This is a genomic window from Kocuria sp. NBRC 114282 (assembly GCF_030268385.1).
In the GTDB taxonomy this organism is placed as follows: Bacteria; Actinomycetota; Actinomycetes; order Actinomycetales; family Micrococcaceae; genus Kocuria; species Kocuria palustris.
In genome coordinates, this window is sequence record NZ_BSQO01000002.1 from 249,012 (window position 1) to 275,254 (window position 26,243).

Annotated in this window: 24 protein-coding genes; 15 read left to right on the top strand and 9 right to left on the bottom strand. The window is 71.6% G+C overall.

Going from position 1 to position 26,243, the window contains the following annotated elements:
- The first annotated feature begins 28 nt into the window (after window positions 1-28).
- From QSJ40_RS04860 to QSJ40_RS04875, 4 genes are all read left to right on the top strand, one after another.
- Window positions 29-1,129 (top strand): NAD(P)H-dependent flavin oxidoreductase, encoded by a 1,101-nt coding sequence (locus QSJ40_RS04860; RefSeq protein WP_285729287.1) that lies wholly within the window; start codon window positions 29-31, stop codon window positions 1,127-1,129.
- A gap of 1,130 nt (window positions 1,130-2,259) precedes the next feature.
- On the top strand, window positions 2,260-4,161 hold the full coding sequence (gene typA, locus QSJ40_RS04865) for a translational GTPase TypA (protein ID WP_006214924.1): 1,902 nt from the start codon (window positions 2,260-2,262) through the stop codon (window positions 4,159-4,161).
- Window positions 4,154-5,131, top strand: a complete 978-nt coding sequence (locus QSJ40_RS04870) for a PIG-L family deacetylase (RefSeq protein WP_259871869.1) — start codon at window positions 4,154-4,156, stop codon at window positions 5,129-5,131. Before typA ends, QSJ40_RS04870 begins: the two co-directional genes overlap by 8 nt.
- Window positions 5,128-5,694: a hypothetical protein gene (locus QSJ40_RS04875; protein WP_259871867.1), complete on the top strand. Its 567-nt coding sequence runs from the start codon at window positions 5,128-5,130 to the stop codon at window positions 5,692-5,694. Before QSJ40_RS04870 ends, QSJ40_RS04875 begins: the two co-directional genes overlap by 4 nt.
- On the opposite strand, the gene QSJ40_RS04880 is transcribed toward QSJ40_RS04875, so the two are convergent.
- Window positions 5,642-5,920, bottom strand: a complete 279-nt coding sequence (locus tag QSJ40_RS04880; protein ID WP_259871865.1) for a putative acetyltransferase — start codon at window positions 5,918-5,920, stop codon at window positions 5,642-5,644. The two genes, QSJ40_RS04875 and QSJ40_RS04880, sit on opposite strands and share 53 nt — an antisense overlap.
- A 97-nt stretch (window positions 5,921-6,017) precedes the next feature.
- Between QSJ40_RS04880 and fdxA the strand changes: the two genes are divergently transcribed.
- The 3 genes from fdxA to QSJ40_RS04895 all read left to right on the top strand — a co-directional run bounded on the left by fdxA (window position 6,018) and on the right by QSJ40_RS04895 (window position 9,034).
- A complete protein-coding gene (gene fdxA, locus QSJ40_RS04885) occupies window positions 6,018-6,341 on the top strand; it encodes a ferredoxin (protein ID WP_006214921.1) in 324 nt (107 codons plus the stop codon).
- A gap of 5 nt (window positions 6,342-6,346) precedes the next feature.
- The gene (gene dapC / locus QSJ40_RS04890; protein ID WP_285729296.1) at window positions 6,347-7,510 is read left to right on the top strand and encodes a succinyldiaminopimelate transaminase; all 1,164 of its coding nucleotides are present in this window, start codon (window positions 6,347-6,349) and stop codon (window positions 7,508-7,510) included.
- A 225-nt stretch (window positions 7,511-7,735) separates the two neighbouring features.
- The gene (locus tag QSJ40_RS04895; protein ID WP_204782915.1) at window positions 7,736-9,034 is read left to right on the top strand and encodes a citrate synthase; all 1,299 of its coding nucleotides are present in this window, start codon (window positions 7,736-7,738) and stop codon (window positions 9,032-9,034) included.
- A 144-nt stretch (window positions 9,035-9,178) separates the two neighbouring features.
- On the opposite strand, the gene galE is transcribed toward QSJ40_RS04895, so the two are convergent.
- The gene (gene galE, locus QSJ40_RS04900; protein WP_285729300.1) at window positions 9,179-10,195 is read right to left on the bottom strand and encodes a UDP-glucose 4-epimerase GalE; all 1,017 of its coding nucleotides are present in this window, start codon (window positions 10,193-10,195) and stop codon (window positions 9,179-9,181) included.
- 99 nt (window positions 10,196-10,294) lie between these two features.
- The gene (gene dapD, locus QSJ40_RS04905) at window positions 10,295-11,275 is read right to left on the bottom strand and encodes a 2,3,4,5-tetrahydropyridine-2,6-dicarboxylate N-succinyltransferase (protein ID WP_285729302.1); all 981 of its coding nucleotides are present in this window, start codon (window positions 11,273-11,275) and stop codon (window positions 10,295-10,297) included.
- 53 nt (window positions 11,276-11,328) lie between these two features.
- On the opposite strand from dapD, the gene dapE reads away from it, so the two are divergent.
- From dapE to QSJ40_RS04925, 4 genes are all read left to right on the top strand, one after another.
- Complete coding sequence (gene dapE, locus QSJ40_RS04910; protein WP_285729304.1) at window positions 11,329-12,453, top strand: succinyl-diaminopimelate desuccinylase; 1,125 nt, start codon at window positions 11,329-11,331, stop codon at window positions 12,451-12,453.
- Between the two features lie 16 nt (window positions 12,454-12,469).
- Window positions 12,470-13,405, top strand: coding sequence for an LOG family protein (locus tag QSJ40_RS04915; RefSeq protein ID WP_024290909.1), 936 nt, complete (start codon window positions 12,470-12,472; stop codon window positions 13,403-13,405).
- A gap of 319 nt (window positions 13,406-13,724) precedes the next feature.
- Window positions 13,725-15,023 carry a hypothetical protein gene (locus tag QSJ40_RS04920; protein ID WP_285729307.1) on the top strand — a complete coding sequence of 433 codons (1,299 nt, stop codon included), beginning with the start codon at window positions 13,725-13,727 and terminating at the stop codon, window positions 15,021-15,023.
- 95 nt (window positions 15,024-15,118) lie between these two features.
- A complete protein-coding gene (locus tag QSJ40_RS04925; RefSeq protein ID WP_081609586.1) occupies window positions 15,119-15,286 on the top strand; it encodes a DUF3117 domain-containing protein in 168 nt (55 codons plus the stop codon).
- 72 nt (window positions 15,287-15,358) lie between these two features.
- Here the strand turns inward: QSJ40_RS04925 and QSJ40_RS04930 are convergent, their stop codons facing one another.
- Window positions 15,359-15,988: an O-methyltransferase gene (locus QSJ40_RS04930; RefSeq protein WP_024290907.1), complete on the bottom strand. Its 630-nt coding sequence runs from the start codon at window positions 15,986-15,988 to the stop codon at window positions 15,359-15,361.
- 286 nt (window positions 15,989-16,274) lie between these two features.
- On the opposite strand from QSJ40_RS04930, the gene QSJ40_RS04935 reads away from it, so the two are divergent.
- Window positions 16,275-16,955 (top strand): hypothetical protein, encoded by a 681-nt coding sequence (locus QSJ40_RS04935; protein WP_024290906.1) that lies wholly within the window; start codon window positions 16,275-16,277, stop codon window positions 16,953-16,955.
- A 30-nt stretch (window positions 16,956-16,985) separates the two neighbouring features.
- Window positions 16,986-17,423 (top strand): twin-arginine translocase TatA/TatE family subunit, encoded by a 438-nt coding sequence (locus QSJ40_RS04940; RefSeq protein WP_024290905.1) that lies wholly within the window; start codon window positions 16,986-16,988, stop codon window positions 17,421-17,423.
- Window positions 17,424-17,460: 37 nt separating this feature from the next.
- On the opposite strand, the gene QSJ40_RS04945 is transcribed toward QSJ40_RS04940, so the two are convergent.
- The 3 genes from QSJ40_RS04945 to QSJ40_RS04955 are packed head-to-tail and all read right to left on the bottom strand — an operon-like array spanning window position 17,461 to window position 20,633.
- Window positions 17,461-18,645: a P-loop NTPase gene (locus QSJ40_RS04945; RefSeq protein ID WP_285729310.1), complete on the bottom strand. Its 1,185-nt coding sequence runs from the start codon at window positions 18,643-18,645 to the stop codon at window positions 17,461-17,463.
- Window positions 18,638-19,348 carry a DUF1003 domain-containing protein gene (locus tag QSJ40_RS04950; protein ID WP_024290903.1) on the bottom strand — a complete coding sequence of 237 codons (711 nt, stop codon included), beginning with the start codon at window positions 19,346-19,348 and terminating at the stop codon, window positions 18,638-18,640. The genes QSJ40_RS04945 and QSJ40_RS04950 overlap by 8 nt, the downstream gene beginning before the upstream one ends.
- Window positions 19,341-20,633 (bottom strand): magnesium transporter MgtE N-terminal domain-containing protein, encoded by a 1,293-nt coding sequence (locus QSJ40_RS04955; protein WP_006215775.1) that lies wholly within the window; start codon window positions 20,631-20,633, stop codon window positions 19,341-19,343. The genes QSJ40_RS04950 and QSJ40_RS04955 overlap by 8 nt, the downstream gene beginning before the upstream one ends.
- Before the next feature lie 93 nt (window positions 20,634-20,726).
- Between QSJ40_RS04955 and QSJ40_RS04960 the strand changes: the two genes are divergently transcribed.
- A complete protein-coding gene (locus QSJ40_RS04960; RefSeq protein ID WP_058871342.1) occupies window positions 20,727-21,506 on the top strand; it encodes a YflT domain-containing protein in 780 nt (259 codons plus the stop codon).
- Window positions 21,507-21,609: 103 nt separating this feature from the next.
- Here QSJ40_RS04960 and QSJ40_RS04965 read toward each other — a convergent pair whose 3' ends face one another.
- Window positions 21,610-23,229, bottom strand: coding sequence for an aminopeptidase P family protein (locus QSJ40_RS04965; RefSeq protein WP_285729317.1), 1,620 nt, complete (start codon window positions 23,227-23,229; stop codon window positions 21,610-21,612).
- A 177-nt stretch (window positions 23,230-23,406) separates the two neighbouring features.
- Between QSJ40_RS04965 and QSJ40_RS04970 the strand changes: the two genes are divergently transcribed.
- Complete coding sequence (locus QSJ40_RS04970) at window positions 23,407-24,258, top strand: PHP domain-containing protein (RefSeq protein ID WP_053447070.1); 852 nt, start codon at window positions 23,407-23,409, stop codon at window positions 24,256-24,258.
- 58 nt (window positions 24,259-24,316) lie between these two features.
- Here QSJ40_RS04970 and QSJ40_RS04975 read toward each other — a convergent pair whose 3' ends face one another.
- Window positions 24,317-26,188, bottom strand: a complete 1,872-nt coding sequence (locus QSJ40_RS04975; RefSeq protein WP_285729320.1) for a DEAD/DEAH box helicase — start codon at window positions 26,186-26,188, stop codon at window positions 24,317-24,319.
- Window positions 26,189-26,243: the final 55 nt, after the last annotated feature.

Here is a 26,243-nt window from a genome sequence, read left to right on the forward strand (position 1 = left end):
CCACGCTACTCGCCTGAAAGGTCCCTCCATGTCGATGGATGCTCCGGCCGCCCGTCCGTTCGCACTCGATGCCCTCGAGGTGCCGCTGATCGCAGCGCCCATGGCCGGCGGGCCGTCGAGTCCGGAGCTGGCGGTCGCCGTCGCGCGCGCAGGCGGACTGGGGATGCTGGCTGCCGGGTATCAGTCGGCCGAGGCGCTCGCCGAGCAGATCGCGGCGGTGCGCTCGGGGCTGCGTGACGTCGACCGTCTGTTCGGTGTCAACGTGTTCGTGGCGGAGTCCTCGCCCACCGATACGCAGCAGCTTGCGGACTTCCGCTCGCGGTGGGTGCAGGCGGTCGCTGCGCTCGATGCCGAGATGGGGGAGCAGGCCGCGGCGCGCCCGCTTCCCGACTACTCGGACGACGGCTGGGATCAGAAGATCGCCCTGCTGGTCGAGGATCCGGTGCCTGTCGTGAGCTTCACCTTCGGCCTGCCGCCGGCGGCCACGATCCGGGCGCTGCAGGATGCGGGCACGACTGTGCTGCTGTCGGTGTCCTCGTCCGAGGAGGCGGTGGAGGCCGCGGCCTTCGGCCCCGACGCCCTGGTCCTGCAGGGCCCCGACGCCGGCGGGCATCGCTTCACGCTCGCGCAGGACACTGCGCCGGGGACCACCCCGCTTCCGGAGCTGCTGGAGCAGACGCTGGCGGCGCTGGCGTCGTCCCATCCGCAGCTGCCGGTCATCGCGGCGGGCGGCATCTCCTTCCGCGCGGATGCGGCTCGGCTGCTGGAAACGGGAGCTCACGCCGTGCAGGTGGGCACCCTCTTCCTCGCCGCCGAGGAGGCCGGCACCGGGGCGGTCCATCGGGAGGCAGTGCTGGCTGCGGCGGGCGATCCGTCGTCGGCGCAGACCGTGGTGACGCGCGCGTTCTCCGGTCGCCCTGCTCGGGCGCTGTCCACGCCGTTCACCGAGGCGATGGCCGAGCACGAGATCGCGGGCTATCCGCAGGTCAACTCGCTGACGTCGCCGATCCGCAAGACCGCGGCTGCTGCGGGGAAGCGGGAGCTGGTGCACCTGTGGGCCGGCACGGGCTTCCCCGCGTGCCGAGCCCGCCCCGCCGCCGAGATCGTGGAGTCCTTCCGGGGCCTGTGACCCGCACCGGATCACGTGCATCCTCGGCTGCGTTCTGTCCCGAGCCGTACCGCCACACGCGTCCCACCGCGACGTCCCACCGCGCCCCACCGGGCCGCGCAGCTCGAGGTCGGGTCGGAAGCCTCCGTACCCGTGGTCCTCCAGCATCAGGCGCAGCCGCGTCTCGGGCTCGGAGTCGACGCCCCGCCCCGCCGCGCTCGCTCCAGGGCTCGCAGCACAGCACGCCGTCCCCTGGTCCCCGCGAGCTCGCTCAGGTCGCGCTCGAGCAGCGCCAGACTGCGCAGCGCCGGCGGAAGCCCCAGAGCACGGCCGCCGACTGGTGGCTGATGGCATGGCCGGGCATGGCTTCGCGCTGTGCCCGGGCGAGCTGGATCAGTTCGGCTCGGGCGTCTGGCCGAGCGGAGGCCGCCGATGGCCTCAGGGATCGCCAGATCCCCGAGGCCACGCGCTCGTCGTAGGGCGCTCGCAGCTGCCGCGAAGTGAGGCCGACGGCCATTGCCTCCGGGCGAGCGAAGATGCGCCCTGCAAGGGGCTGGGGAACCTGATGACGCTGCGGCATGCGCCCAGGGATTACCGAAACGTCGACGGCGTCCTCCGCGAGCTGTCCGTGTGGAGGCCGAGCCGGGGCGCAGGCGTCGTCCCTCGGTGTGTGGAGTCGCCGTGCCTGCCCGACGGTGTGTGTCGCACCCCCATCTGTTCGGCCGCTGTGCCGAGGAGACGGATCGCCCGGACAGGGAAGCGGCTCTCAGGCCACGCGTTGATCCTGTCGCGTCGAGCGGCCGATCTCTCACCGTTCATGCATCGAGTGGCCAGAAGCTCACCGTTTCCCGGCGGAACCGGTGATGGAACGGCCACTCGACGGGAGAGGGGGCCAGAAGCGGCCACTCGATGTGCGGGCCGGTGCCGGAGCGGGTGCCGGCGACGGGCAGAGCGGCGTGCGAGCGCTGCGACGGCGACATCGGCGTGTGAGGTGCGCGACGTCCCGGGGGAGGGGTTGGACTTGCGCGCTAGACTCGTCGGCGGACTTCCGCGACCCTCGTCGCGACCCCGCCGGCCACGGGCCGGAACCGAGCACCGTCCTGGCAGAAGGGGCGGGAGCACGCCATCGTCTGAAGAGAGACCCCACTCGTATGAGCACTGCCCAGCGCACCGACCTCCGCAACGTCGCGATCGTGGCCCACGTGGACCACGGCAAGACCACGATCGTCGACGCCATGCTCCGGCAGACGAACACGTTCTCCGAGCACGGCGAGGTCGCCGAGCGCGTCATGGACTCGGGCGATCTCGAGCGCGAGAAGGGCATCACCATCCTCGCCAAGAACACCACGGTGTTCTACGAGGGCCCGTCGGCGAACGGCGAGGTCATCACCATCAACGTGATCGACACCCCGGGCCACGCCGACTTCGGCGGCGAGGTCGAGCGCGGCCTGTCCATGGTCGACGGCGTCGTGCTGCTCGTGGACGCTTCCGAGGGGCCGCTGCCGCAGACTCGCTTCGTGCTGCGCAAGGCCCTCGAGGCCAAGCTGCCGGTGATCGTGGTCGTCAACAAGATCGACCGACCCGACGCCCGCGCCGAGGAGGTCGTCTCCGAGACCATGGACCTGCTGCTCGGCCTGGCCTCCGACATCGCCGAGGACTACCCGGACATGGACCTGGACGCCGTGCTCGACGTCCCGGTCGTCTACGCCTCCGGCAAGGCCGGCCGCGCCGACACCGAGTTCCCCGGCGACGGCAACCTGCCGGCCAGCGAGGACCTCGAGCCCCTGTTCAAGACGATCATGGAGCACATCCCGGCTCCGTCCTACGAGGACGACGGCGTGCTGCAGGCCCACGTGACCAACCTGGACGCCTCGCCGTTCCTGGGCCGCCTGGCCCTGCTGCGCATCTTCTCGGGCACGCTGAAGAAGGGCCAGACTGTGGCCTGGGCGCGCAAGGACGGCTCCCTGAAGAACGTGCGCATCTCCGAGCTGCTGGCCACCAAGGGCCTGGACCGTGTCCCGGCCGAGTCGGCCGGCCCCGGCGAGATCGTGGCTGTGGCGGGCATCGAGGACATCACGATCGGCGAGACGCTGACCGATCCCGAGAACCCCAAGCCGCTTCCGGTCATCACGGTCGACGATCCCGCGATCTCCATGACCATCGGCATCAACACCTCGCCCATGGCCGGTCGCGTCAAGAACGCCAAGGTCACCGCCCGCCAGGTCAAGGACCGCCTGGACAAGGAGCTCGTGGGCAACGTGTCGCTGCGCGTGCTGCCGACCGAGCGCCCGGACGCCTGGGAGGTCCAGGGCCGCGGCGAGCTCGCCCTGTCGATCCTGGTGGAGCAGATGCGCCGCGAGGGCTTCGAGCTCACGGTCGGCAAGCCGCAGGTCGTCACCCGCGAGATCGACGGCAAGGTCCACGAGCCGGTCGAGCGCATGACCATCGACACCCCGGACGAGTTCCTGGGTGCGATCACCCAGATCATGGCCACCCGCAAGGGCCGCATGGAGACCATGACGAACCACGGCACCGGCTGGGTGCGCATGGAGTTCGTGGTGCCCGCCCGCGGTCTGATCGGCTTCCGCACCACCTTCATGACGGAGACCCGCGGCGCGGGCATCGCCTCGTCCTACTCCGATGGCTTCGAGCCCTGGTTCGGCCCGATCGAATACCGCACCAACGGCTCCATGATCTCGGACCGCGCCGGTGTGGCCACTCCGTTCGCCATGATCAACCTCCAGGAGCGCGGCACGATCTTCGTGAAGCCGACCGAGGAGGTCTACGAGGGCATGGTCGTCGGCGAGAACGCGCGCGCCGATGACATGGAGGTGAACATCACCAAGGAGAAGAAGCTCACCAACATGCGCTCGGCCGCGGCCGACAACTTCGAGAACCTCACCCCGCCGCGCCAGATGACGCTGGAGGAGTGCCTCGAGTTCGCCCGCGAGGACGAGTGCGTGGAGGTCACCCCGGAGGCCATCCGCATCCGCAAGGTGATCCTGGAGTCCAACGAGCGCGTGCGCCAGGCGCGCCAGCGCAACCGTGCCTGATCAGCACCACGACACGCCGGCGCCGGGGGAGACCTCGGCGCCGCCGTCGTACCCGGAGCCCGGCACGCTGATCCGCCCGGATGCCGTGGACTCGCTGCTGCCGCGCGGCACGGCCCCCGAGCAGGCCCGCGTGGTGGCCGTGCACGCGCATCCCGACGACGAGACGCTGGCCTCCGGGCTGGCCCTGGCCTCGCTGGCCCAGGCCGGGGCGCAGGTCCACCTGATCACCATGACCCGCGGGGAGCGCGGCGAGGTGATGATCCCGGAGCTGGCCCACCTGGAGGTGGGGCACCCGGACAACCACGACGACGGCACCGCCCTGGGCGCCTATCGCGAGGGCGAGCTGGCCGCGGCCTGCCGTGCCCTGGGCGTGGAGCACCACGTCTACGCGGGCCAGTCGCCCGCCCTGGACGCCCAGACGGGCTTCCCGGGCGGCGGGGACCGCTTCATGGACTCCGGCATGTCCTGGGGCCCCGAGGGCCGGGCCCAGCCCGCCGAGGACGTCTCGCCGAAGGCGCTCACGACGGCCGGCGTGGATCAGGCCGCCGCCCACGTGGCAGCGGCCCTGCGCGAGATCCGCCCGCATGCGGTCCTGAGCTATGACGACGACGGCGGCTACGGCCACCCCGATCACGTGCGCACCGCGCGCGTGCTGGCCCGGGCGCTCGAGCTGCTCGAGGACGAGTCCGGCGCTGAGCCGGCCCTGAGGCCTCTGGCCTGGGCGATCGAGGGCCAGCCGGATCCGCAGGACGAGCGCCCGCAGGCTGTGGTGCACGCCGACGAGGCCTCGCGCGCGGCCCGCCACGCGGCCATGCGCGCCCATGCCACCCAGATCGAGACGGGCGATGATCCCGCGGATCCGCGCTACGAGCTCTCGAACCGGGTGCCGCAGACCCTGCCGCAGGCCGAGACCTTCCGTCTCATCGGGGGCGACGCCGCCAGGCTCGCGCCGCGGGAGCCTGCTCGATGAACGGCGAATGGGATGAGCAGGGCCGCAGACGCGGCCGTTCGTCGGTGGATCAGGCGTCCGTGCCGGTCTCGGCGACTATCGCGATCGTCAGCGGCATGCTGGCGGGCGTGGTCGGCACGGCGGTGCACGGCAACATCGCCCGCTTCGGCGACGGCGTGTGGATCCCGTGGGGCGCCCCGCTGGCGCTGGCCCTCCTGCTGAGCTTGTCGGTGTGGTCGGGGACCACCACGCGGCGCATCTGGGCCGCCGCGGTGCCCGGGATCGTGGCCTACGCAGCCGCCTTCGTGCTGGCCTTCGGCCGTCAGGACTCGCCGCTCGTGGTCCTGTCGACCACCTCGGCGATCGGGCTGGCCGGGCTGCTGTGGTTCGGCGGCATCCTGGTGGTGACGCTGCTGTCGGTGGTCCTGGTGGGTCGCTGGTGGCGTCGGCGTCGTGCGGCGGTGCGCCGGGTCCTGGCGGAGCAGGCCGCGGAGGCCTTCGACGCCGAGCCGCTCGTCAGCCCTGAGGACGTCAGCGGGGCCGTCGGCGCGGCACCGGAGGCGGGACCTCGCGGGCGAGCCTGACGAGCTCGAGCGGGATCAGCAACTGCCCGCTGCGCGTCTGCAGGGTCACGGCGGGGGGATCGTCGTGCCGGGAGACGAGCGTGCCGATCGCGTCCGTGCGTCCCTTGCCGGACGGGTCCCCGGTCGGCAGCGCATAGCGCACGCTGAACCGCGTGCCGAGCGCTGCGCCGGCCAAGCGGCTCAGGGCGATGCTCCGTGCGGGGTCCTGCTGAGACTGGGACGTCATGGGCCTCACAGTATCGGCGTATGACGCGCGGGGCGGACCACCGGGCGCTCGCCCGTAGAATGGGCGGAGAACTCCGCGAGAAAGGACCGTCGCCACCATGACGTATGTGATCGCTCAGCCCTGTGTCGATGTCAAGGACAAGGCCTGCGTGGAAGAGTGCCCCGTCGACTGCATCTACGAGGGCGAGCGCAGCCTCTACATCCACCCCGACGAGTGCGTGGACTGCGGAGCCTGCGAGCCCGTGTGCCCCGTCGAGGCCATCTACTACGAGGACGACACCCCGGACGAGTGGGCCGAGTACTACAAGTACAACGTCGAGTTCTTCGACGACCTCGGCTCGCCCGGCGGCGCCGCCCGCCTGGGCAACACCGGCAAGGACCATCCGGGCATCGCCGCCCTGCCCCCGCAGAACCAGGACTGAGTCCCGTGACTCAGCCGCCCCGCGCCTTCGGCCTGGATCTGCCTGAGTACCCCTGGGAGTCGGTGGCGCCGTACCGGCGGATCGCCGCCGAGCACTCGGAGGGGACCGTCGATCTGTCGATCGGCACGCCCGTGGACCCCACGCCGCTGGTGGTCCAGGACGCGCTGGCCGCGGCCTCCGACGCCCCCGGCTACCCGACCACCCACGGCACCCCCGCGCTGCGCGAGGCCATCGCCCGCTGGTACGACCGCCGTCGCGGCGTGCCCGGACTGGACCCCGAGCAGATCATGCCCACGGTCGGCTCCAAGGAGCTCGTGGCCTGGCTGCCCCTGCTGCTGGGGCTGCGCGCCGGGGACGTCGTCGTGCGTCCCTCGGCTGCCTACCCCACCTACGACATCGGGGCGCAGCTGGCCGGTGCGGAGCACGTGGCCGCAGATGACCTGGACGAGCTGCCGCAGGACGTGCTGGAACGGGTCCGCCTGATCTGGCTGAACTCGCCGGGCAACCCCACGGGCGCGGTCGCCGACGTCGAGGCCATGCGCGCCACGGTGGAGAGGGCTCGCGAGCTGGGCGCGGTCGTGGCCTCGGACGAGTGCTATGCCGAGCTGGGCTGGGGCGAGTGGGATCGCGAGGAGGGCGGCCAGGCTGTGCCCTCCGTGCTGGATCCGCGCATGTCCGGGGGAGACCTCACGGGGCTGCTGTCCGTCTACTCGCTGTCCAAGCAGTCGAACCTCGCGGGCTACCGCGCGGCCTTCGTGGCCGGCGACGCCCAGATCGTCGCCGGGCTCGTGAATTCCCGCAAGCACGCGGGCATGATCGTGCCGGCCCCCGTGCAGGCGGCCATGCGCGCCGCGCTCGACGACGACGCCCATGTGGTCGCGCAGAAGGCGCTCTACCGGACTCGTCGGGAGCGTCTGCGCAGCGCCGTCGAGGCCTTCGGGCTGAGCATCGAGCACTCGGAGGCCGGACTCTACCTGTGGTGCCGGCGCGACGGCCGCTCGGCGCAGGACACCTGGGACCTGGTCCGCGAGTTCGCCGAGCTGGGCATCGTGGTGGGCCCCGGGGTCTTCTACGGCGATGCCGCGGCAGGCTTCATCCGGATCGCGCTGACGGCCTCGGACGAGCGGATCGACGCAGCCGTCGCCAGGCTGCAGGCCGCCGCCGACTGAGCTGCGGCTCGATCCCGCCGAGGGCTGGCAGGGCGCGCCACAGATTGGCGGGGGCAGGCGCCGTGCGAGTAGATTGGCATTCGATGGCGTGTCTGCACACGCCCCGTGACCTTCCGCCGCGCGACAGCGACGTCGCCGGCTCCCATGACCCGACGCCCCGGCAGCTGACCGGTGCGCGACGGGACCAGGTGAGCCCCATGGGCTCACAGACTATGGAGGAGACCCATGACCGAGTCCGGCAAGGACGGCCGCACGGCCCAGCTGAGCATCTCCGAGGGCGCGCCCCTCGAGCTGCCCGTCCTGGGTGCCACCGAGGGCAACGAGGGCATCGGGATCGGTGCCCTGCGCAAGGAGACCGGTGCGGTCACCTATGACCCCGGCTTCATGAACACCGCGAACGCGCGTTCGGCGGTCACCTACATCGACGGCGAGAACGGCGTGCTGCGCTACCGGGGCTACCCGATCGAGCAGCTCGCGGAGCACTCCAACTTCCTGGAGACCGCCTACCTGCTGATCTACGGCGAGCTGCCCACGCAGGAGCAGTACGAGGACTTCGTGCACCGGGTCACCACCCACACCATGGTCCACGAGGACCTGAAGATGTTCTTCAACGGGTTCCCGCGCTCGGCCCATCCCATGCCGGTGCTGTCCTCGGCGGTCTCGGCGCTGTCCACCTTCTACCATGACTCGCTGGACCCGCATGATCCCGAGCAGGTCGAGATCTCCACGATCCGGCTTCTGGCCAAGGTGCCCACGCTGGCCGCCTACGCCTACAAGAAGTCCATCGGCGAGCCCATGCTCTACCCGCGCAACGAGCTGTCCTACGCGGAGAACTTCCTGCGCATGTGCTTCGGCGTCCCGGCCGAGGACCTCGAGATCGACCCGGCGCTGGCCAAGTCCCTGGATATCCTGCTGATGCTGCACGCGGATCACGAGCAGAACTGCTCGACCTCCACCGTGCGCCTGGTGGGCTCCTCCGAGGCCAACATGTTCGCTTCGGTCTCGGCCGGCATCAACGCCCTCTACGGCCCGCTGCACGGCGGCGCCAACGAGGCCGTGCTGGCCATGCTCGACCAGATCCAGAACCAGGGCCTGTCGCCCGAGGACTTCATGGAGAAGGTCAAGAACAAGGAAGACGGCGTGAAGCTCATGGGCTTCGGGCACCGCGTCTACAAGAACTACGATCCCCGCGCCAAGATCATCAAGGGCTACGCCCACGACATCTTGGAGCGCCTGGGCGGCGACAACGAGATGCTCGACATCGCCATGCGCCTGGAGGAGAAGGCCCTAGCGGACGACTACTTCGTGGAGCGCAAGCTCTACCCGAACGTCGACTTCTACACCGGCCTGATCTACAAGGCCATGGGCTTCCCGGAGCGCATGTTCACGGTGCTGTTCGCGATCGGGCGCCTGCCGGGCTGGATCGCCCAGTGGCGCGAGATGGTCCAGGACCCCGAGACCAAGATCGGGCGTCCGCGCCAGCTCTACGTGGGCGAGGGCGCGCGCGACTACCCCACCAAGTGATCGGACGCGCGGGCGCGGGCTGCTGAGGCTCCCGGGCCCGCGCCGCTCACCGAGCAGGTCCTTGAGACGACGGCGGGCCGCCTCCCGAGCTGGGAGGCGGCCCGCCGTCGTCGTGCCCGCTCGCGCACACTGGGCGGGGTGGCTTCAGGAGCCGTAGCCCATGGGGTTGGCCTTCTGCCAGTTCCAGTGGTCGCGGCACATGGTGTCCATGTCGCGATCGGCGGACCAGCCCAGATCCGCCAGGGCGGAGGCGGGGTCGGCATAGTTGATCGCCACATCGCCGGGGCGGCGGTCGACGATCTCGTAGGGGATCTCGACCCCGGAGGCCTTCTCGAAGGCCTCGCGGACCTCGAGCACGGAGTAGCCGCGGCCCGTGCCGAGGTTCCAGATCTTGGCGCCGCCGTGGTCGGCGAGCCACTCCAGGGCGCGGACGTGGCCGTCGGCCAGGTCGACCACGTGGATGTAGTCGCGCACGCCGGTGCCGTCCGGGGTGGGGTAGTCGCCGCCGAAGACCTTGAGCTTCTCGCGCCGCCCCACGGCCACCTGCGCCACGAAGGGCATGAGGTTGTTGGGAATGCCCGTGGGGTCCTCGCCGATGATCCCGGACTCGTGGGCGCCCACCGGGTTGAAGTAGCGCAGCAGAGCCACGTTCCAGCGATCGTCGGAGGCGGCGATGTCCGCGAGGATGTCCTCGATCTGCTCCTTGGTGCGCCCGTACGGGTTGGTCGCGTCCTTGTCGAGCTTCTCGGTCAGGGGCATGGTCTCAACGTCGCCGTAGACGGTCGCGGAGGAGGAGAAGACGATGGTGCGGCAGCCGCTGTCCTCCATGGCGTGCAGCAGGTTCAGCGTGCCGCCCACGTTGTTGGAGTAGTACCACAGCGGCTTCTCATTGGACTCGCCCACGGCCTTCAGACCGGCGAAGTGGATGACGGCCTCCGGCTTCCACTGCTCGAACACGCGGTGCAGCCCCGGCTGATCGAGCAGGTCGACCTCCTCGAAGCCCAGCACTTCCCGGCCGGCGAGCTGGTGGACGCGCTCGAGGCTCGTCTTCGACGAGTTGGCCAGGTTGTCGAGCACGATGACGTCGTGCTCGGCCTGGAGCAGTGCCAGGACGGTGTGCGAGCCGATGTACCCGGTCCCCCCGGTGACAAGGATGCGCATGCGGATGTCTCTCCTTCAGCTGGATGCGTTGCGCCCAGCCCCCGATGAACAGGGCGCGGTGGAGCGCGCCGGAGCCAGCCCGGCTCCGGCGCGCACAGATCAGTTCTTGTGCAGGGCGTCGTTCAGCTCCACCGTGCGGCCCCCGCGCGGCAGGGCCTCGACGGCGCCGCTGGTGGAGTTGCGTCGGAAGAGCAGGTTCGACACCCCGGACAAGTCGAGCGCCTTGACAGTGCGGGCCTCCTGCGCGCTGTCCTCGAGCACCTGCACGCGCGTTCCGGCGGTGAGGTAGAGGCCGGCCTCGACGATGCAGTCATCGCCCAGGGAGATGCCCACGCCGGCATTGGCGCCGAGCAGCACGCGCTCGCCCAGGCGGATGCGCTGCTTGCCGCCGCCGGAGAGCGTGCCCATGATCGAGGCGCCGCCGCCGATGTCGGTGTGATCCTCCACGACCACGCCGGCGGAGATGCGGCCCTCGACCATGGCGGAGCCGAGCGTGCCGGCGTTGAAGTTCACGAAGCCCTCGTGCATGACGGTGGTGCCCTCGGCCAGGTGGGCGCCCAGGCGCACGCGGTCGGCGTCGCCGATGCGCACGCCGGAGGGCACGACGTAGTCGACCATGCGCGGGAACTTGTCCACGGACAGCACGCTGACGTGACCGGTGGAGCGCATGCGCAGGCGGGCCAGGTTCAGCTCCTCGGCCAGCACGGGGCCGCGGTCGGTCCAGGCCACGTTGGCCAGCAGGCTGAACACGCCGTCCAGGTTGATCGTGTTGGGCTGCACCAGGCGGTGGGAGAGCAGATGCAGGCGCAGGTAGACGTCGGCGGCATCGACCGGAGCGGCATCCAGGTCGATCACGCGGTCCACGACCTCGACCGTGACATTGCGATCGGCATCCGGCAGCGCGGAACGGCGGAGGTCGCCGTCGAGCGAGCGGTCGGGCTCCTGGCCCAGGACGGGGGCCGGGTACCAGACGTCCAGAATCGTCCCGGCGCGGGGGCCCTCGGCGACGACGCTGGCCAGACCGATACCGGCGGCGTGTCGTTCGGTGGTGGTGCTGGAGGCAGTGGTCTCGGAAGTCATGGCTCCATCCTACGATCCGGGCGCCGCCCGGGCCCCTGGATAGGGTGGAGGTCATGTCGAGCTCCGAATCGCCCTCCACCGACCGCACCCCCTCCGGCCTGGACCTGCGCGCCGATCCCGCCGAGCTGACGGCCGCGCTGATCGATGTCGAGTCCGTCTCCGATCACGAGACGCAGCTGGCGGACCTGGTCGAGAATGCCCTGCGCGGCCTGGAGCACCTGAGCGTGCATCGCGACGGCGATGCGATCATCGCCCGCACCGAGCTGGGCCGGGCCGAACGCGTCGTGCTGGCCGGTCATCTCGACACGGTCCCGCTGCCCACCGCCGCGGGTTCGCGCGGGACGGTGCCCTCGAGCTGGGAGGACCACGACGGCGATCTCACGCTCTACGGCCGCGGCGCCACCGACATGAAGGGCGGGGTGGCCGTGCAGCTCGGCCTGGCGGCCGAGCTCACGGAGCCGAGCCGGGACATCACCTACGTCTTCTACGACCACGAGGAGGTCGACTCGGCCAAGTCCGGGCTGGCCCGTCTGGAGCGCAGCGTCCCGGACCTGCTGCAGGCGGACTTCGCGGTGCTGCTCGAGCCCACCGACGGCACGGTCGAGGGCGGCTGCAACGGCACGCTGCGCTTCGTGATCGCCCCGCAGGGACTGGCCGCGCACTCGGGCCGGGCCTGGCGCGGGGACAACGCGATCCACAAGCTCGCCGACGTGCTGTCCGTGCTGGCCGACTACGAGCCGGCCACGATCGAGGTTGAGGGGCTGGCGTACCGGGAGGGGCTCAACGCGATCCGCATCAGCGGGGGCACCGCGGGCAATGTGATCCCGGACGCGGCCTCGGTCGAGATCAACTACCGCTTCGCCCCGGACAAGACCCTCGAGCAGGCCCAGCAGCACTGCCGGGAGCTGTTCCCGGGCCATGAGCTGGAGTTCGTGGACCTCTCCCCGGCGGCACGCCCCGGGCTGGACCGGGCGTCTGCGGCGGCTTTCGTGGCAGCCGTCGGGCAGGAGCCCAAGCCCAAATACGGCTGGACCGACGTGGCCCGCTTCTCGGCCATGGGCGTGCCGGCCGTGAACTTCGGCCCCGGAGACGCCCTGCTGGCCCACACGGACGACGAGCACGTCTCGGCCGAGGCGATCCGTCAGTGCCGCCGGGTCCTGCTGAGCTGGCTGTCCTAGGGCATAGCCTGGGGTCATGAGTCACAGCGACCCCCGCGCCAGCGACCGCCGCGAGTCCGCACAGGACCTCCCGGGCGAGGACCAGCCCGTCTCCTCCTCGGCCGAGCGCCCCGCCACCAGACCCTCGCGCTTCAAGGGGCCCATCGTCCTGCGCGGCCGCGAGGCCCACCGTCGGACCTCGGATCAGCGGCTGCTGGAGCAGGGCGGACCCCAGGACTTCGGTCACGACGACGACTTCACCCGCACGGACCCCTGGCGGATCATGCGGATCCAGTCGGAGTTCGTCGACGGCTTCGACACCCTGGCCCGGCTGGGGCCGGCGGTGACCGTCTTCGGCTCGGCGCGCGTGCCCGAGGGCGCCGCCGACTACGACCTGGCCCGCGAGGTCGGCCGAGCGCTGGGCCGCGCCGGTTACACCGTGATCACCGGCGGCGGTCCCGGCATCATGGAGGCAGCCAACCGCGGCGCGCACGACGTCGAGGCCCCGTCCGTGGGCCTGGGGATCGAGCTGCCGCACGAGCAGAGCCTGAACCCCTACATCGACCTGGGCATCAACTTCCGGTACTTCTTCGTGCGCAAGACCATGTTCGCCAAGTACAGCCACGGCTTCATCGCCCTGCCCGGCGGCTTCGGGACCCTGGACGAGCTCTTCGAGTGCCTGACCCTGGTCCAGACCGGCAAGGTGACCCGCTTCCCGGTGGTGCTCATGGGCGTCGCGTTCTGGACACCGCTGCTCGAGTGGATCCGCGGCTCGCTCGTGGAGCAGGGGATGGTCTCCCCGGATGATCCGGATCTGGTGCGCCTGACCGATTCTGCCGAGGAGGCGGTGCGGATCATGCGCGAGGCGCACGACCGCTTCACCCGCGAGGCAGAGCACCGCGCCGATCTGGGCGGCTACGACCAGGCGCCCTTCGGGGACTTCGACGACGACGGCCGAGCGGGTCGCTGGTGAGCGCTCCGGTCATGGCGATGGTGCTCAGCCTCCTGCTCGTCGCGGCGGGAACCGCCGCGGCGGTGCGGCAGCTGGGGCGTTCGGGGGTCGCTGAGCCCTCTTCCGGTCCCTCGGCCGCAGCGCCCGTGCACTGGACGCGCCGAGGCCGCAGCGAGGTCGGGGCACCGGCACGGGCGCGAGCGGCTCGCACCTCCGGCGGGCCGCGATCCGGGCGGTCAGCAGGCGCGGCGCGCGTCCCCGGGGTATACCGGTGAACTCGGCGGGGCCGGAGGCCTCCGGCCCGCAGAACAGCTCGGAGCACGGACCAGGTCGCGAGTCGATGCGCGGCACTGCGCGCAGCACCACTGCACAGGGCGGTTCCGCTGCGGGGACTGCCGCCGCCGACGTCCATCCCACGCGGGTCCACTCGGCCCTGGCCGGCTGGGCCGGCGAGGCCGGTGCTCGGCTGGCTCGTCAGCCGCTGTGGCTGCAGGTCCTTCTGCTCTGGGCGGTGGCCCGAGCCTGGTCGGCTCTCGTGCTGATCGTGATCGACCGGCAGGCCCCGGACGGTCCGTGGGGCGAGACTCCGCTGGGCTACTTCGCCACGGCCGGGATCTGGGACGGCGAGTGGTACCAGCGCATCCACGACGACGGCTATCCCACGCAGATCCCTCGCGACCGGACCGGCAGCGCCGAGGAGAACGCCTGGGCCTTCTACCCGGTGTTCCCCCTGCTGGTCCGCGGGCTCACGAGCCTGACGGGGGCGCCGTGGTCGATCGTCGCGCCCCTGGTCTCCTTGGCCGCGAGCTTCGCCGCGGCCCTGGCGATCGCGGCGCTGTTCCGTCGTCTGCTCGGGCAGCGCGATGCCCTATGGGCGCTGGCGGTGGTGGGCCTGTGCGCCGTCTCGCCGATCCTGCAGACGGCCTACGCGGAGTCGCTGCATCTGGCGCTGCTGGCGCTGTCGCTGCTGCTCGTGCTGCAGAGGCGCAGCGCCCTGGCCGCCGTCGCCATCCTGGTCATGTGCCTCTCGCGTCCGGCCGGGGTGCCTTTCGCCGCGGCGCTCGGCATCGTCTGGGCCCTCCGCGCCGTGCGCGTGCTGAGGGAACGGGGGCCGGGCGGGCTCGGCCAGGTCCTGGACCGCTGGTTCTGGCTGGCCCTGTGGGCCTGTGCCTGCGCGCTGGCCTGGCCGGCGATCGCGTGGCTGGCCACGGGGGAGCCGCGCGCGTACACGGACACCGAGACCGCATGGCGCGGCACCTCGCTGGTGCCGCTCGAGCCCTGGGCGGTCTTGGGCGCTCAGCTGCTCGGGGAGGGCTGGGGGTGGCTGTTCGTGCTGGTCCTGGTGGTGCTGTGGGTGCTGGCGATGGCCACGACCGCGGTGCGCCGCACCCTGCCGCTGGGCCTGCAGGTGTGGGTCCACGCCTATGCCGTCTACCTCCTGCTCTTCCTGCACCCCCAGTCCTCCACGCCGCGCCTGCTGCTGCCGCTGTTCGTGCTGGCCGCGCCGCTGGTCGCGGTGAGCGAGTCGAGGGCCTACCGGTGGGGCCTGGTGGTGGTCTGCGCGCTGTCGCAGATCGTGTGGGTCGGGGTGCTGTGGCAGTGGTCGCCGCTGCCGCAGGGCGGCGACTATCCGCCGTGATCGGGGACCCCTGGAGACCCCCGCCACGCCTCGTGTGACGCATCCGATATGATGGGGGCTGGAAGAACGTGCCGACGGACAGGAGATCGAGTTCCATGGCGGCTATGAAGCCCAGGACCGGTGATGGCCCTATGGAGGTCACCAAGGAGGGTCGCAGCCTCATCATGCGCGTGCCCCTGGAAGGCGGCGGTCGTCTCGTCGTCGAGCTCAAGGCCGATGAGGCCGCAGAGCTGAAGGGCTGCCTCGAAGGCGTCACCGGCTGACAACCCCACGAGCATCGACAAGGACCCCCGCACCCGACCAGGGTGCGGGGGTCCTTCCCATGGGGGCCCGCCTCAGCGGCGCACGGCCACGAACAGCCCGGATCCCGGAGTGAGGATGGTGGACACGAAGCGCTCGTCCTCGCGCAGCATGCGGTGGATCTCGCGGTGCACGCGGGTGGAGTCCTGGCGCTGCACGGGATCCGGCACGCGGTCTTGATCGAGGGCGTCCTGGACGATCAGGGTGCCGCCGCGGCGCAGCAGGCGCACGGCCTCGTCCACGTAGAGCAGGGTGTTCGACGGCTCCGCGTCGAGGAAGACCAGATCGTAGGACGCGGAGCTCAGCCGCGGCAGCACGAGCGAGGCGCGCCCGGAGATGGTGCGCACGCGCGGCTGCGTGCCGATCTCGCGGAAGGTCTCGCGGGCCGCGCGCAGGGCCCGGATGTCCGTGTCGATGGTGGTGAGCACCGAATCCTCCGGCATGCCGCGCAGCAGCGCGGCACCCGAGACGCCGGCTCCCGTGCCGACCTCGACGGCCGCCCGGGGCTGACCTGCGGCGGCCAGGACCGTGAGCGTGGCGGCCACCGCGGGGGTGACCGGACGCAGTCGCAGGGCCATGGAGCGCTCGCGGGCCCGCAGCAGGACGTCGTCCTCCTGCGGATAGGCCTCGGCGTAGGCCCAGCTGGTCGCCTTGCCGCTGCTCATCGCCACCCGCCCGTTCCTCTGCTCGGTCCTGCCCTGCTGCCTTCGCGCCGCCGATTCCGCGCGGCCGGTGATCAGGGCGCGGCGGCACCGGCTGCGCAGTGCACTTCGGGTCATCCTACCCGTCGGCCCCCGTCCGCCTGCGACGTGGGGGTCGGCGCCTCGAACGGGCCGGCAGCGGCGTCGAGGGCGAGAGCGCACACAGGATCCGTCAAGGTCCGTCTCGGATCCTTGGCCTGCACGAGCGCGGCCAGCGCTCGATCCGCCGCGAGCACCCCAGAGGAGGACCATGAGCTCCACGGCTCTGCCCACGTTCCTCTCCAGGGCTCGGCTCATCACGGCCGTGGTCTCGGTGATCCTCCTGCTGCTGCTCGGCATCCTGCTGCTGGGGTGGTTCGCCGGATCGCGCTCGAGCGTGCCCTCGACTCCGGGCGCCACCGCGGCGCAGGGCTCGCCGTGGGCTCAGTCCTCGGGGCTGCTGATCTCGGAGGTCTCCGACCTCGACGTCCTGCGCTCACAGGGCTGGACGCTGCCGCTGGCCGGGATGCCCGGTTACGAGGTGCTCTCGCTGAGCGAGGACACGATCGCCGGTCAGCCCGCTGTGCGCATGCAGCTGCAGGACGCGCAGGGCCGCGATGTCCAGATCACCGAGCAGCGCGGCAGGATCGATCAGTACCACCCCACCGACGGCATCGCGGGTCTGCCGTCCACGACCACGGGTCTGGACCCGGCGGTCCTGAGCGGCACCCCGGTGCGGGTGCGCGAGGGCAGCCCGTGGCGCGCGCAGATCGTCCACGACGACGTGGTCTACACGCTGCAGAGCGAGTCCTCGGCCGCGGAGATGGTGCGCCTGATGCACCACACCGAGGCCGCGGACCGGGCCACGCTGGTGCAGCGTCCGGAGGAGACCTCCTCACCGGGGGAGACCGTGCTCAGCGGCTGGCGGCGCATGCTCGGGATCGGGGCCTGAGCCGGTGCAGGCCCTGATAATCTCGACGACGTGTTAGGCATCAGCGGCTGGGAAGCCATCGTCCTCATCGTCCTGATCCTGCTCGTCCTGGGTCCGGAGAGGCTTCCGGAGTACGCCGAGAACCTCCGAGACCTGGTCAAGCGGGCGCGCCGCTACGCAAGCGGCGCCAAGGAGGACCTGCGCGAGACCCTCGGCCCGGAGATCGGCGACCTCGACTGGCGCAAGCTCGACCCTCGCCAGTACGACCCTCGCACGATCGTGCGCGATGCCCTGCTGGAGGCCGATCAGGAGGACTCCGCCGAGAAGCGCAAGCGCGAGCGAGAGGAGCGCGAGGCCGCGCGGGCCGAGCGCAAGCGCCGGCGGGAGGAGGAGGCGGCGGCCGCCGGCGAGGACCTCTCGGCGCAGGCCCAGCCGTTCATGCGCCTGGGCGATTCCCAGCAGGCCCCGTTCGATCCCGAGGCCACCTGAGACGCAGACCTCCATCGTGGGGAGGGCACCTGAGCGCTCAGCGCGGGGTGATCCCCAGGGAGCGTCCCTCCAGGCCGCGAGGACCGTCCAGGCGCGCGGCCACACCGCGCAGGACCTGGGAGGCCGGTGCCTCCGGGTCGGACCACACGAGCGGCATTCCGGCGTCGCCGGCCTGCCGCAGGGCGATGTCCAGGGGGATCGAGCCCAGCAGGGGGACGTCGTAGCCCATGCGGCGGGTGAGGGAGTCGGCGATCTGCTCGCCGCCGCCGCTGCCGAAGAGATCGAAGGACGAGCCGTCGGGCATGACCATGGCGGACATGTTCTCGATGACCCCGGAGACCGTCTGATCGGTCATGGCCGCCAGGGCCCCGGAGCGCTCGGCGATACCCGCTGCGGCCTGCTGCGGCGTGGAGACCACCAGGACCCCCGAGCCGGGCAGCTTCTGGGCCACCGCGATCGCGACGTCGCCGGTGCCGGGCGGCAGATCCAGCAGCAGGTGGTCCAGATCGCCGAAGTGGACGTCGGCCAGGAACTGCTCGACCGCTCGGTCCAGCAGCGGTCCGCGCCACACCACCGGGTTCGCCGGATCCGTGAACATGCCGATCGAGATGGCCCGGACGCTGCCGCGCCGGTGCCCGTCGGCGGCGCGCGAGGCTCCGTCCTCCGACGCGGCGGAGTCAGGGACCTCGACGACGGGCGGCAGGATCATCTCGTCGACCTTCGTGGGCCCGGCGGTGATGCCGAACAGGCCCGGGATCGAGAAGCCGTGGATATCGGCGTCGACGACGCCCACCGAGCGTCCGCGCGCGGCCAGGGCCGCGGCCAGATTGGCGGTCACCGTGGACTTGCCGACACCGCCCTTGCCGGAGGTCACCGAGTGCACTCGGGTCAGCGACGTCGGATCCGCGAACGGGATGGTGGGCGTGTGCCCGAGCCTGTCCTTGAGCTCCTCGCGCTGCTGCGGGGTCATGACGTCCAGCTCCACTACGGTGCGATGCACGCCGTCGACCCCGCGCACGGCCTCTGCGACGTCCGTTTCGATCGTGGAGCGCAGCGGGCAGCCGGAGATCGTGAGCAGGACCTCGACGACCGCGGTGCCGTCCGGGTCGAGCCGGGCTGCGCGCAGCATGCCCAGATCGATCAGCGGGCGGCGCAGCTCGGGGTCCTCCACGGAGGACAGGGCCGCGGCCAGGCGGGGATCGATGGGGTCCTGCTCAGTCATGGTCACCTGTGCTCCGAGGGCTCTCGGGATCCTCCGCCGCCGACGCCACGGCCGCCGTCTGCTGGGCGCTGTGCTGCTCGGCGCTCGGCCGCTCGAGACCGGCCGAGCGGGCGGCCACGGTCTCGCCGGAGCGCTGCTTCTTGCGGCCCTTGCGCTTGCGGCTGGAGGGCTCGGGGTCTGCGTCGTCGGCGCCCTCAGGCTCGTTCAGCTCCTCGAGCAGCTCCTCGAACAGGTCGCGCAGCTCGGAGCGGACGTAGTCGCGGGTGGCGACCTCTCGCATGGACATGCGCAGGGCGGCGATCTCGCGGGTCAGGTACTCGGTGTCGGCCAGGTTCTCCTGCGTGCGCTGGCGGTCGCGCTCGGCCACGACCTTGTCGCGGTCGTCCTGGCGGTTCTGGGCCAGCAGCAGCAGGGGGGCCGCATAGGAGGCCTGCAGGGACAGCATGAGCGTGAGCAGGGTGTAGTTCAACGCGCGCGGGTCGAACTGCATGTCCTCGGGCATGAACGTGTTCCAGCCCAGCCAGATGAACACGAAGACGGACATCCACAGCAGGAACTGCGGGGTGCCCATGAACCGGGCGAAGCCCTCCGTGAGCTGGCCGAAGGCGTCCGGGTTGGGACGCAGCCGGTTCCACATCCCGTGGCGCAGGCCGGTGGGGGTGTCCAGGCCGGCAGTGCGGCGCTCGGTGCGGCTTTCAGACATAGCGTCGTCCCACCTTCCTCACGGGGGTTCCGTCGTCCCAGGTCCGCCAGTCGTCCGGCAGCAGGTCATCGAGCACGTCGTCGATCGTGACCGCTCCCACCAGGCGGCGGTGCTCGTTGATCACGGGAATGATCGTCAGGTCGTAGGTGGCCAGCTCGCGGGCCACGTCCGAGATGGGGGAGAGGTCCTTCACGGGATCGATCGCCGAGTCGATCAGGCTGCCGATCGGCTCGGGCGGCGGCACGCGCAGCAGCTCCTGCATGTGCACCATGCCCAGGTACCGCCCGGTGGGCGTCTCCAGCGGCGGACGGCACACGAACACGGCCGCGGCCATGGCCGGGGAGACCTCCTCCTGGCGGATCGCGGCCAGCGCCTCGGCCACCGTGGTCTCCGGGGCCAGGATGATCGGCACCGGGGTCATCATCGAGCCGGCGGTGCCCTCCTCGTACTCGAGCAGGCGGCGGACGTCGTCGGCGTCCTCGGGCTGCATCAGCTCCAGCAGCGACTCGGCATCCGGGTCCGGCAGCTCGTTGAGCAGGTCCGCGGCGTCGTCCGGCTCCATCTCCTCCAGGACGTCGGCGGCGCGCTCGACCTCCAGGTGGGTCAGGACGAAGACCTGATCCTCCTCGGTCATCTCCTGCAGGACATCGGCCAGGCGGTCGTCGCGCAGCTCGGCGGCGATCTCCAGGATGCGCTTGCGGGGCAGCTCGCGCAGCTCGTCGGCCAGGTCCGCGGGCTTGTCGTCCTCGTGCGAGCTCACCCACTGCGTCGCCGGCTGATGGCCGACGGCCTCCTGGTCGGTGGCCTCGTTCCAGTCGATGACGAGCGTCTCGCCGCTGCGACGGCGCATGAGGCCGCCGCCGACGGGGCCGCGGCGCACGAACAGCTGCGTGACCTGCCAGTCGCCAGAGCGGGCCAGCTCCATGCCGACGTCGATGATGGTGGCGGTGCCGCTGCCGTCGCGCATGGTGACGGTGCGGTCGAACATCTCGCCGACCACCAGGATCTCGGAGCCGCGCTGCTCGAAGCGGCGCAGGTTCACCAGGCCGGTGCACAGGACCTGCTCGGAGTCCATGGACGTCACCCGGGTCATGGGCAGGAACACGCGGCGCTTGCCCAGGACCTCCACCACCAGACCCACGACCACCGGCTGCTTGGCCGAACCGGCGCTGTCGCGCCTGATCATGACGAGGTCGCGCACTCGCCCCACGCGGTCGCCCAGGGGGTCGAACACGTCCAGGCCGATGAGGCGCGCGATGAAGATCTTCTCGAGGGAACTGCTCACCGCACCAGGGTAGTCGCTGCACGGATTCAGCCGGGCGCGATCGAGATCTGCGTCTCAAGGCTCCGGTCAGCTGCATGGGGGAGTCTTGAGCCCATGAGCAGCTCAGCGCAGAAGGCACGTCAGATCTCCGGGGCAGGACTGCCGGAGGGCAGGGTGATCGCCTCTTTCACCAAGTACGCGGACGCGCAGCGGGCCGTGGACCACCTCTCGGACGAGGAGCTCGAGGTCTCGGCGCTGTCGATCGTCGGGCACGACCTCGCGACCCTGGAGAAGGTCACCGGCCGGCTGACGTATCCCCGCGTGGCCCTCATGGCCGCGGGTCAGGGCGCGTTCTTCGGCCTGTTCTTCGGGCTGATCCTCAGCCTGTTCGGGGGCGGCGGGCCCCTGGCCATCCTGTTGACCGTGGCCCTGGGCGCGGCGTTCTGGATGCTGCTCGGCGTGGTCTCCTACGCCGCCCAGCGCGGACGCCGCGACTTCACCTCCATGTCCACGATCGTGGCCACGCGCTACGACGTCCTGGCCCGACCGGATGTGGCCGATCAGGCCGAGCGCATGCTCCAGGGGGCCGGTCTGCAGGGCAGGGCCCCGCGCGCGGCGGCGCCCGCTTCGCCGGCTCCCGGAGCCGCCGGGCCGGTCGGCAATCTGGGCGCCGCCCCCGACGGGCAGCCGCAGGAGCAGTCGGCTCCGGTCTCGCGCCCCGATGAGACCCCGGACGGCCGCCCGCTCTACGGCGTGCGCGTCTCCCCGCAGGAGCAGGAGGCGCACCGGGGGCACCCCGAGGGCCAGGAGCAGGGCCAGGGCCCGGACCAGGCTGCCCCCGGTGGGGACGCCCAGACCGACGGCCCGTGGAGCGGCGGCGAGCCGCGCAGCTGAGCTTCTGCAGGCAGATGACCTGCTGTCGGACGGCCGTCCGCCTGCGGAGGCGGCCGCCCGTCGCGGGGCCGGAGCTGCGACCGGCCCCGCGACCGTCGGCTGATCAGTGCGCGGTCGAGGACGTCTCGGAGGACTCGAACAGGCCCTGCATCCAGGACTCGACATCGTCCGGATGACGCGGCAGAGCGGCCGAGAGGTTCTCGTTGCCGTCGGCGGTGATCAGGACGTCGTCCTCGATCCGCACGCCGATGCCCCGGTACTGCTCCGGGACGGCCAGGTCCTCGGCCTTGAAGTACAGGCCCGGCTCGATCGTGAAGACCATGCCCGGCTCGATCACCGCGTCCTGGTAGAGCTCGCGGCGCGCCTGGGCGCAGTCGTGGACGTCCAGGCCCAGGTGGTGGCTGGTCCCGTGCGGCATCCACCGGCGATGGTGCTGGCCGCGCTCCGAGAGCGAGACCTCGGCGGAGACCGGGAGCAGGCCCCATTCCTCCAGCCGGGCGGCCAGCACCGACATGGCGGCGTCGTGGACGTCGCGGAACCGGTTGCCGGGCACCGCGACCGTGAACGCGTGATCGGCGGCATCGAGCACGGCCTGGTAGATCTGGCGCTGGATCTCGGAGAACTCGCCGGTGACCGGCAGGGTGCGGGTGATGTCCGCCGTGTAGAGCGACTCGGCCTCCACACCGGCATCCAGCAGGATCATGTCCTGCGGGCGGATCTCTCCCGTGTTGCGGATCCAGTGCAGCACGGTCGCGTTGTTCCCGGAGGCCGCGATGGTGTCGTAGCCGAGGTCGTTGCCCTCAGCTCGGGCGCGGGCGAAGAACGCCCCCTCCACGAGCCGCTCGCCGCGCGGCTTGGCGATGGCGTGGGGCAGGGCCCGCACGACGTCCTCGAAGCCCCGGACGGTCATGTCCACCGACTCGCGCAGCTGCGCGATCTCGTGCTCGTCCTTGATCAGCCGCAGCTCGGAGAGCCGCTCCACGAGCTGGTCGTCCTTCAGGTGAGCCTGCTCCAGCTCCACGCCGCCCGCCTGCCGGGCCGAGTCGACGATGCCGTCCACGGCCGCGTCCTGCGCGCGGACCAGACGGAGCTGGACGCCGTCCGCCCCGACGTCCTTGCTCAGCGCGGCCTCCAGCTCCGACAGATCCCGCGTCCGCAGGCCGTAGGCGGTAGAGATCTCACGCAGCGTGGGCCGGTCGCCCACCCAGAACTGACCGTTGCGGGCATCGGCGTAGAACTCGCGGGTGTCCCGCCCGGCCATGGGATGGAAGTACAGCACCGCGGTGTGATCACCGGCGTCGTCCCCGCTGCCCGGCTCGACCGGCTCCAGCACGAGCACCGCGTTCGGCTCGTGGTCCACGCCCAGCCCGGTGAGGTGGGCGAAGGCCGAGTGGGGGCGGAAGCGGTAGTCGGTGTCGTTGGAGCGGACCTTGGGCGCCCCCGCAGGGATCACCAGGCGCTGACCGGTGTGCTCCTTCGAGATCCGCAGCCGCCGCTGGGCGGCATGATCGGCGACCTCCTCCCGCGGCAGGTCCTTCTCCGCTGCCGGGGCCCACTGCGAGGCCATGAACTCGGCGAAGGCCGAGGACTCGGGGGAGTGGGTCCTGTTGTCCACTCGCTCGGACAGCGGCTGCGAGCCGGGCTCTGCGCCGGTGTCTGCCGGTGCGCCGGCGCTCGCCTCGCGGGCGGCTGCGGGGGTGGTCTCCGAGGGCTGATCCGTCATGCTCGCTCCGTCCTGCCAGTCCGGGACCGGCTGCTCGAGGCGCAGCCGTCACCTGAAGCTGCGCGGTCTTCGTCCTGCCATGGTGCCACCGGGCTCCGACGGGGGTGGGGTCGAGGCGACCTGAGCCCGCCCGCCGAGCGGGATGGCGGCGTCTGCGGGCCGTGCCACGATGGGGCCATGAAGATCGATCTGCACACCCACTCCTCGGCCTCCGACGGCACCCAGCTGCCGGGAGAGGTCATCCGCAGCGCGGCGGAGGCGGGTCTGGACGTCGTGGCCCTCACGGATCACGACACGACCGCCGGGTGGGAGGAGGCCGCGGAGGCTGCGCGCGAGCACGCAGTGGCCTTCGTGCCCGGGACCGAGGTCTCGTGCCAGACCGACGACGGCATCTCGGTGCACCTGCTGTCCTACCTGCAGGACCCGCAGGACCGGGCGCTGGACGAGGTCATGCAGAGGGCCCGGCGCTCGCGGCGCACACGCGCCGAGCGGATGGTGGAGTTGATCGCCGAGGACTATCCCATCAGTTGGGAGCAGGTCCTGGACCAGGTCGTCGGGGATGCCACCGTGGGTCGGCCGCACATCGCCGACGCCCTCGTGGCCGCCGGGATCGCGCAGACCCGCTCCGAGGCTTTCAGCACGGTCCTGCACCCGCGCTCGGGCTACTACGTGGGCCACTACGCCCCGGATCCGGTCACCGCGGTGCGGCTGGTGCGCCAGGCCGGAGGCGTGCCGGTCATGGCCCATCCGCTGGCCCGCGTGCGGGGGCGGACGGTCGGGCAGGAGGTCTTCGACGCCATGATCGAGGCGGGCCTGGCGGGCCTGGAGATCGCTCACCGGGACAATCCGCCCGAAGCTCGGGCGGTGCTGTCGCAGATGGCGGCCGAGCACGATCTGATCGTCACCGGCTCCTCCGACTACCACGGCTCCGGCAAGCCGAATGAGCTGGGCGAGAACCTCACCTCGGAGCAGTCCCTGCGCCGGATCATGGCGGAGGCGGGCTCCGGGACGCAGGTCGTGCGTCCCTGAAGAGCCCGCCTCAGGGGTGCTCGCGCCGAGGCGGCGCGAGCGGATCAGCTCCGGAGGATCAGTCCTGGTCGTCGACCAGGCGAGCCGGGGAGCCCGTCAGCTGCTCGCCGCTGGAGCGGCGGCGGCGCCGACGGCGCGCGTTCGCCGTGGCGCGGTCCTGAGCGGTGTTCGGAGCTGCCGTCTCGGAGCCGCGGGTGCGCTCTGCGTTGCGGCCCTCTCGAGGGCTGCGCGAGGACTCGCCCGTCTCTGAGCCACGACGGCGCCCGCCGCGCTGGGAGCGGCCTTCGTCCGAGGAGCCGCCCTTCGCCGCATCGCGGGAGCCGCCGCCGCGCTGCCCGTCGTGCGAGCCCTCGCCGGAGCGCTCCGTGCGGTTCGCGCGTGCGGTGTCCTCCGAGCGCCCGCCGCGGGAGCGGCTGCGCGAGCGGCCGGAGCCGCCTCGACCCGAGCCGGATCCGCCGGAGCGAGCGCCGCGGGAGCCCTCGCGGCCGCCCGAGCCGCCGCGCGAGGAGCGGGAATCGCCCTTGTCGCCGCGGGAATCCGGGCCGCCCAGGTCCTCGAGCTTCTCCGCGCCCAAACCGGCGTGGGTCTGCTTGGAGCGCGGCAGCTTGCCCTTGGTGCCCTTGGGGATGCCGAGGTCCTCGAACAGGTGGGCCGAGGAGGAGTAGGTCTCGACCGGCTCGGGGATCCCGAGCTCGAGCGCCTTGTCGATCAGGCGCCAGCGGGGGATGTCATCCCAGTCCACGAACGTGATCGCGGTGCCCTTGCGTCCGGCACGGCCCGTGCGGCCCGTGCGGTGCAGGTAGGTCTTCTCGTCCTCTGGGCACTGGTAGTTGATCACGTGGGTGACGTCGTCGACGTCGATGCCGCGGGCGGCGACATCGGTGGCCACCAGGATGTCCACCTTGGACGAGCGGAACGCGCGCAGCGCCTGCTCGCGGGCGCCCTGCCCCAGATCGCCGTGCAGCGGGGCGGCGGCGAAGCCGCGCTCGATCAGCTCGTCGGCGACCTTGGCGGCGGTGCGCTTGGTGCGGATGAAGATGATGCACCGGCCGCGGCCGTCGGCCTGCAGGATGCGGCCCAGCATCTCGGGCTTGTCCAGGTTGTGCGCGCGGTAGACGACCTGGCGGATGTCCGCCTTGGTCGAGCCCTCGTCCGGGGCGGCGGCGCGGATGTGCATGGGCTTGGACATGTACCGGCGTGCCATGGCCACGACGGGGCCGGGCATGGTCGCGGAGAACAGCATGGTGTGGCGCACGCGCGGCACCGCCGAGAGCAGCTTCTCGACGTCCGGGAGGAAGCCGAGATCGAGCATCTCGTCGGCCTCGTCCAGCACGACCGTCTTGACCTGGGACAGGTCCAGGTGATGCTGGCGGTTCAGGTCGATCAGGCGCCCGGGGGTGCCCACCACGACCTCGACGCCCTTCTCCAGGGCCTCGATCTGCGGCTCGTAGGCGCGGCCGCCGTAGATCGTCAGCACGCGCGCGTTGCGGGTCTTGGCCGCGATGGACAGGTCCGAGCCCACCTGCACCGCGAGCTCGCGGGTGGGGACCACGATCAGCGCCTGCGGTGCGCCCGGGCGCTCCAGGCGGTCCCAGCCGTCGTCGTCGCGGCCCACGACGTTCTGAACCGCCGGGATGCCGAAGCCCAGGGTCTTGCCCGTGCCGGTCTTGGCCTGCCCGATGATGTCCTGCCCGCTCAGCGCGATCGGCAGCGTCATGGACTGGATGGGGAACGGGTGGACGATCCCGGCCTCCGCCAGGGCCTCGGCGATGTCCTCCCGGACGCCGAAGTCGGCGAAGGTGCGGGTCTCGACGGGGGCCTGGGGCTCCACCTCCACGGAGTCCTCGGCGATGGCCCCCAGCTGGGCCTCGCCCTGGTCCGGGGCGGTCTCGGGAGACTGCTCGGTCTCGGGGGATTCGGTCTGGCTCATGTTCGGGTCCTTCCCGTGGTCATCCGTGCGCGCTCGCGCGGCCGCGGTCCGCGGC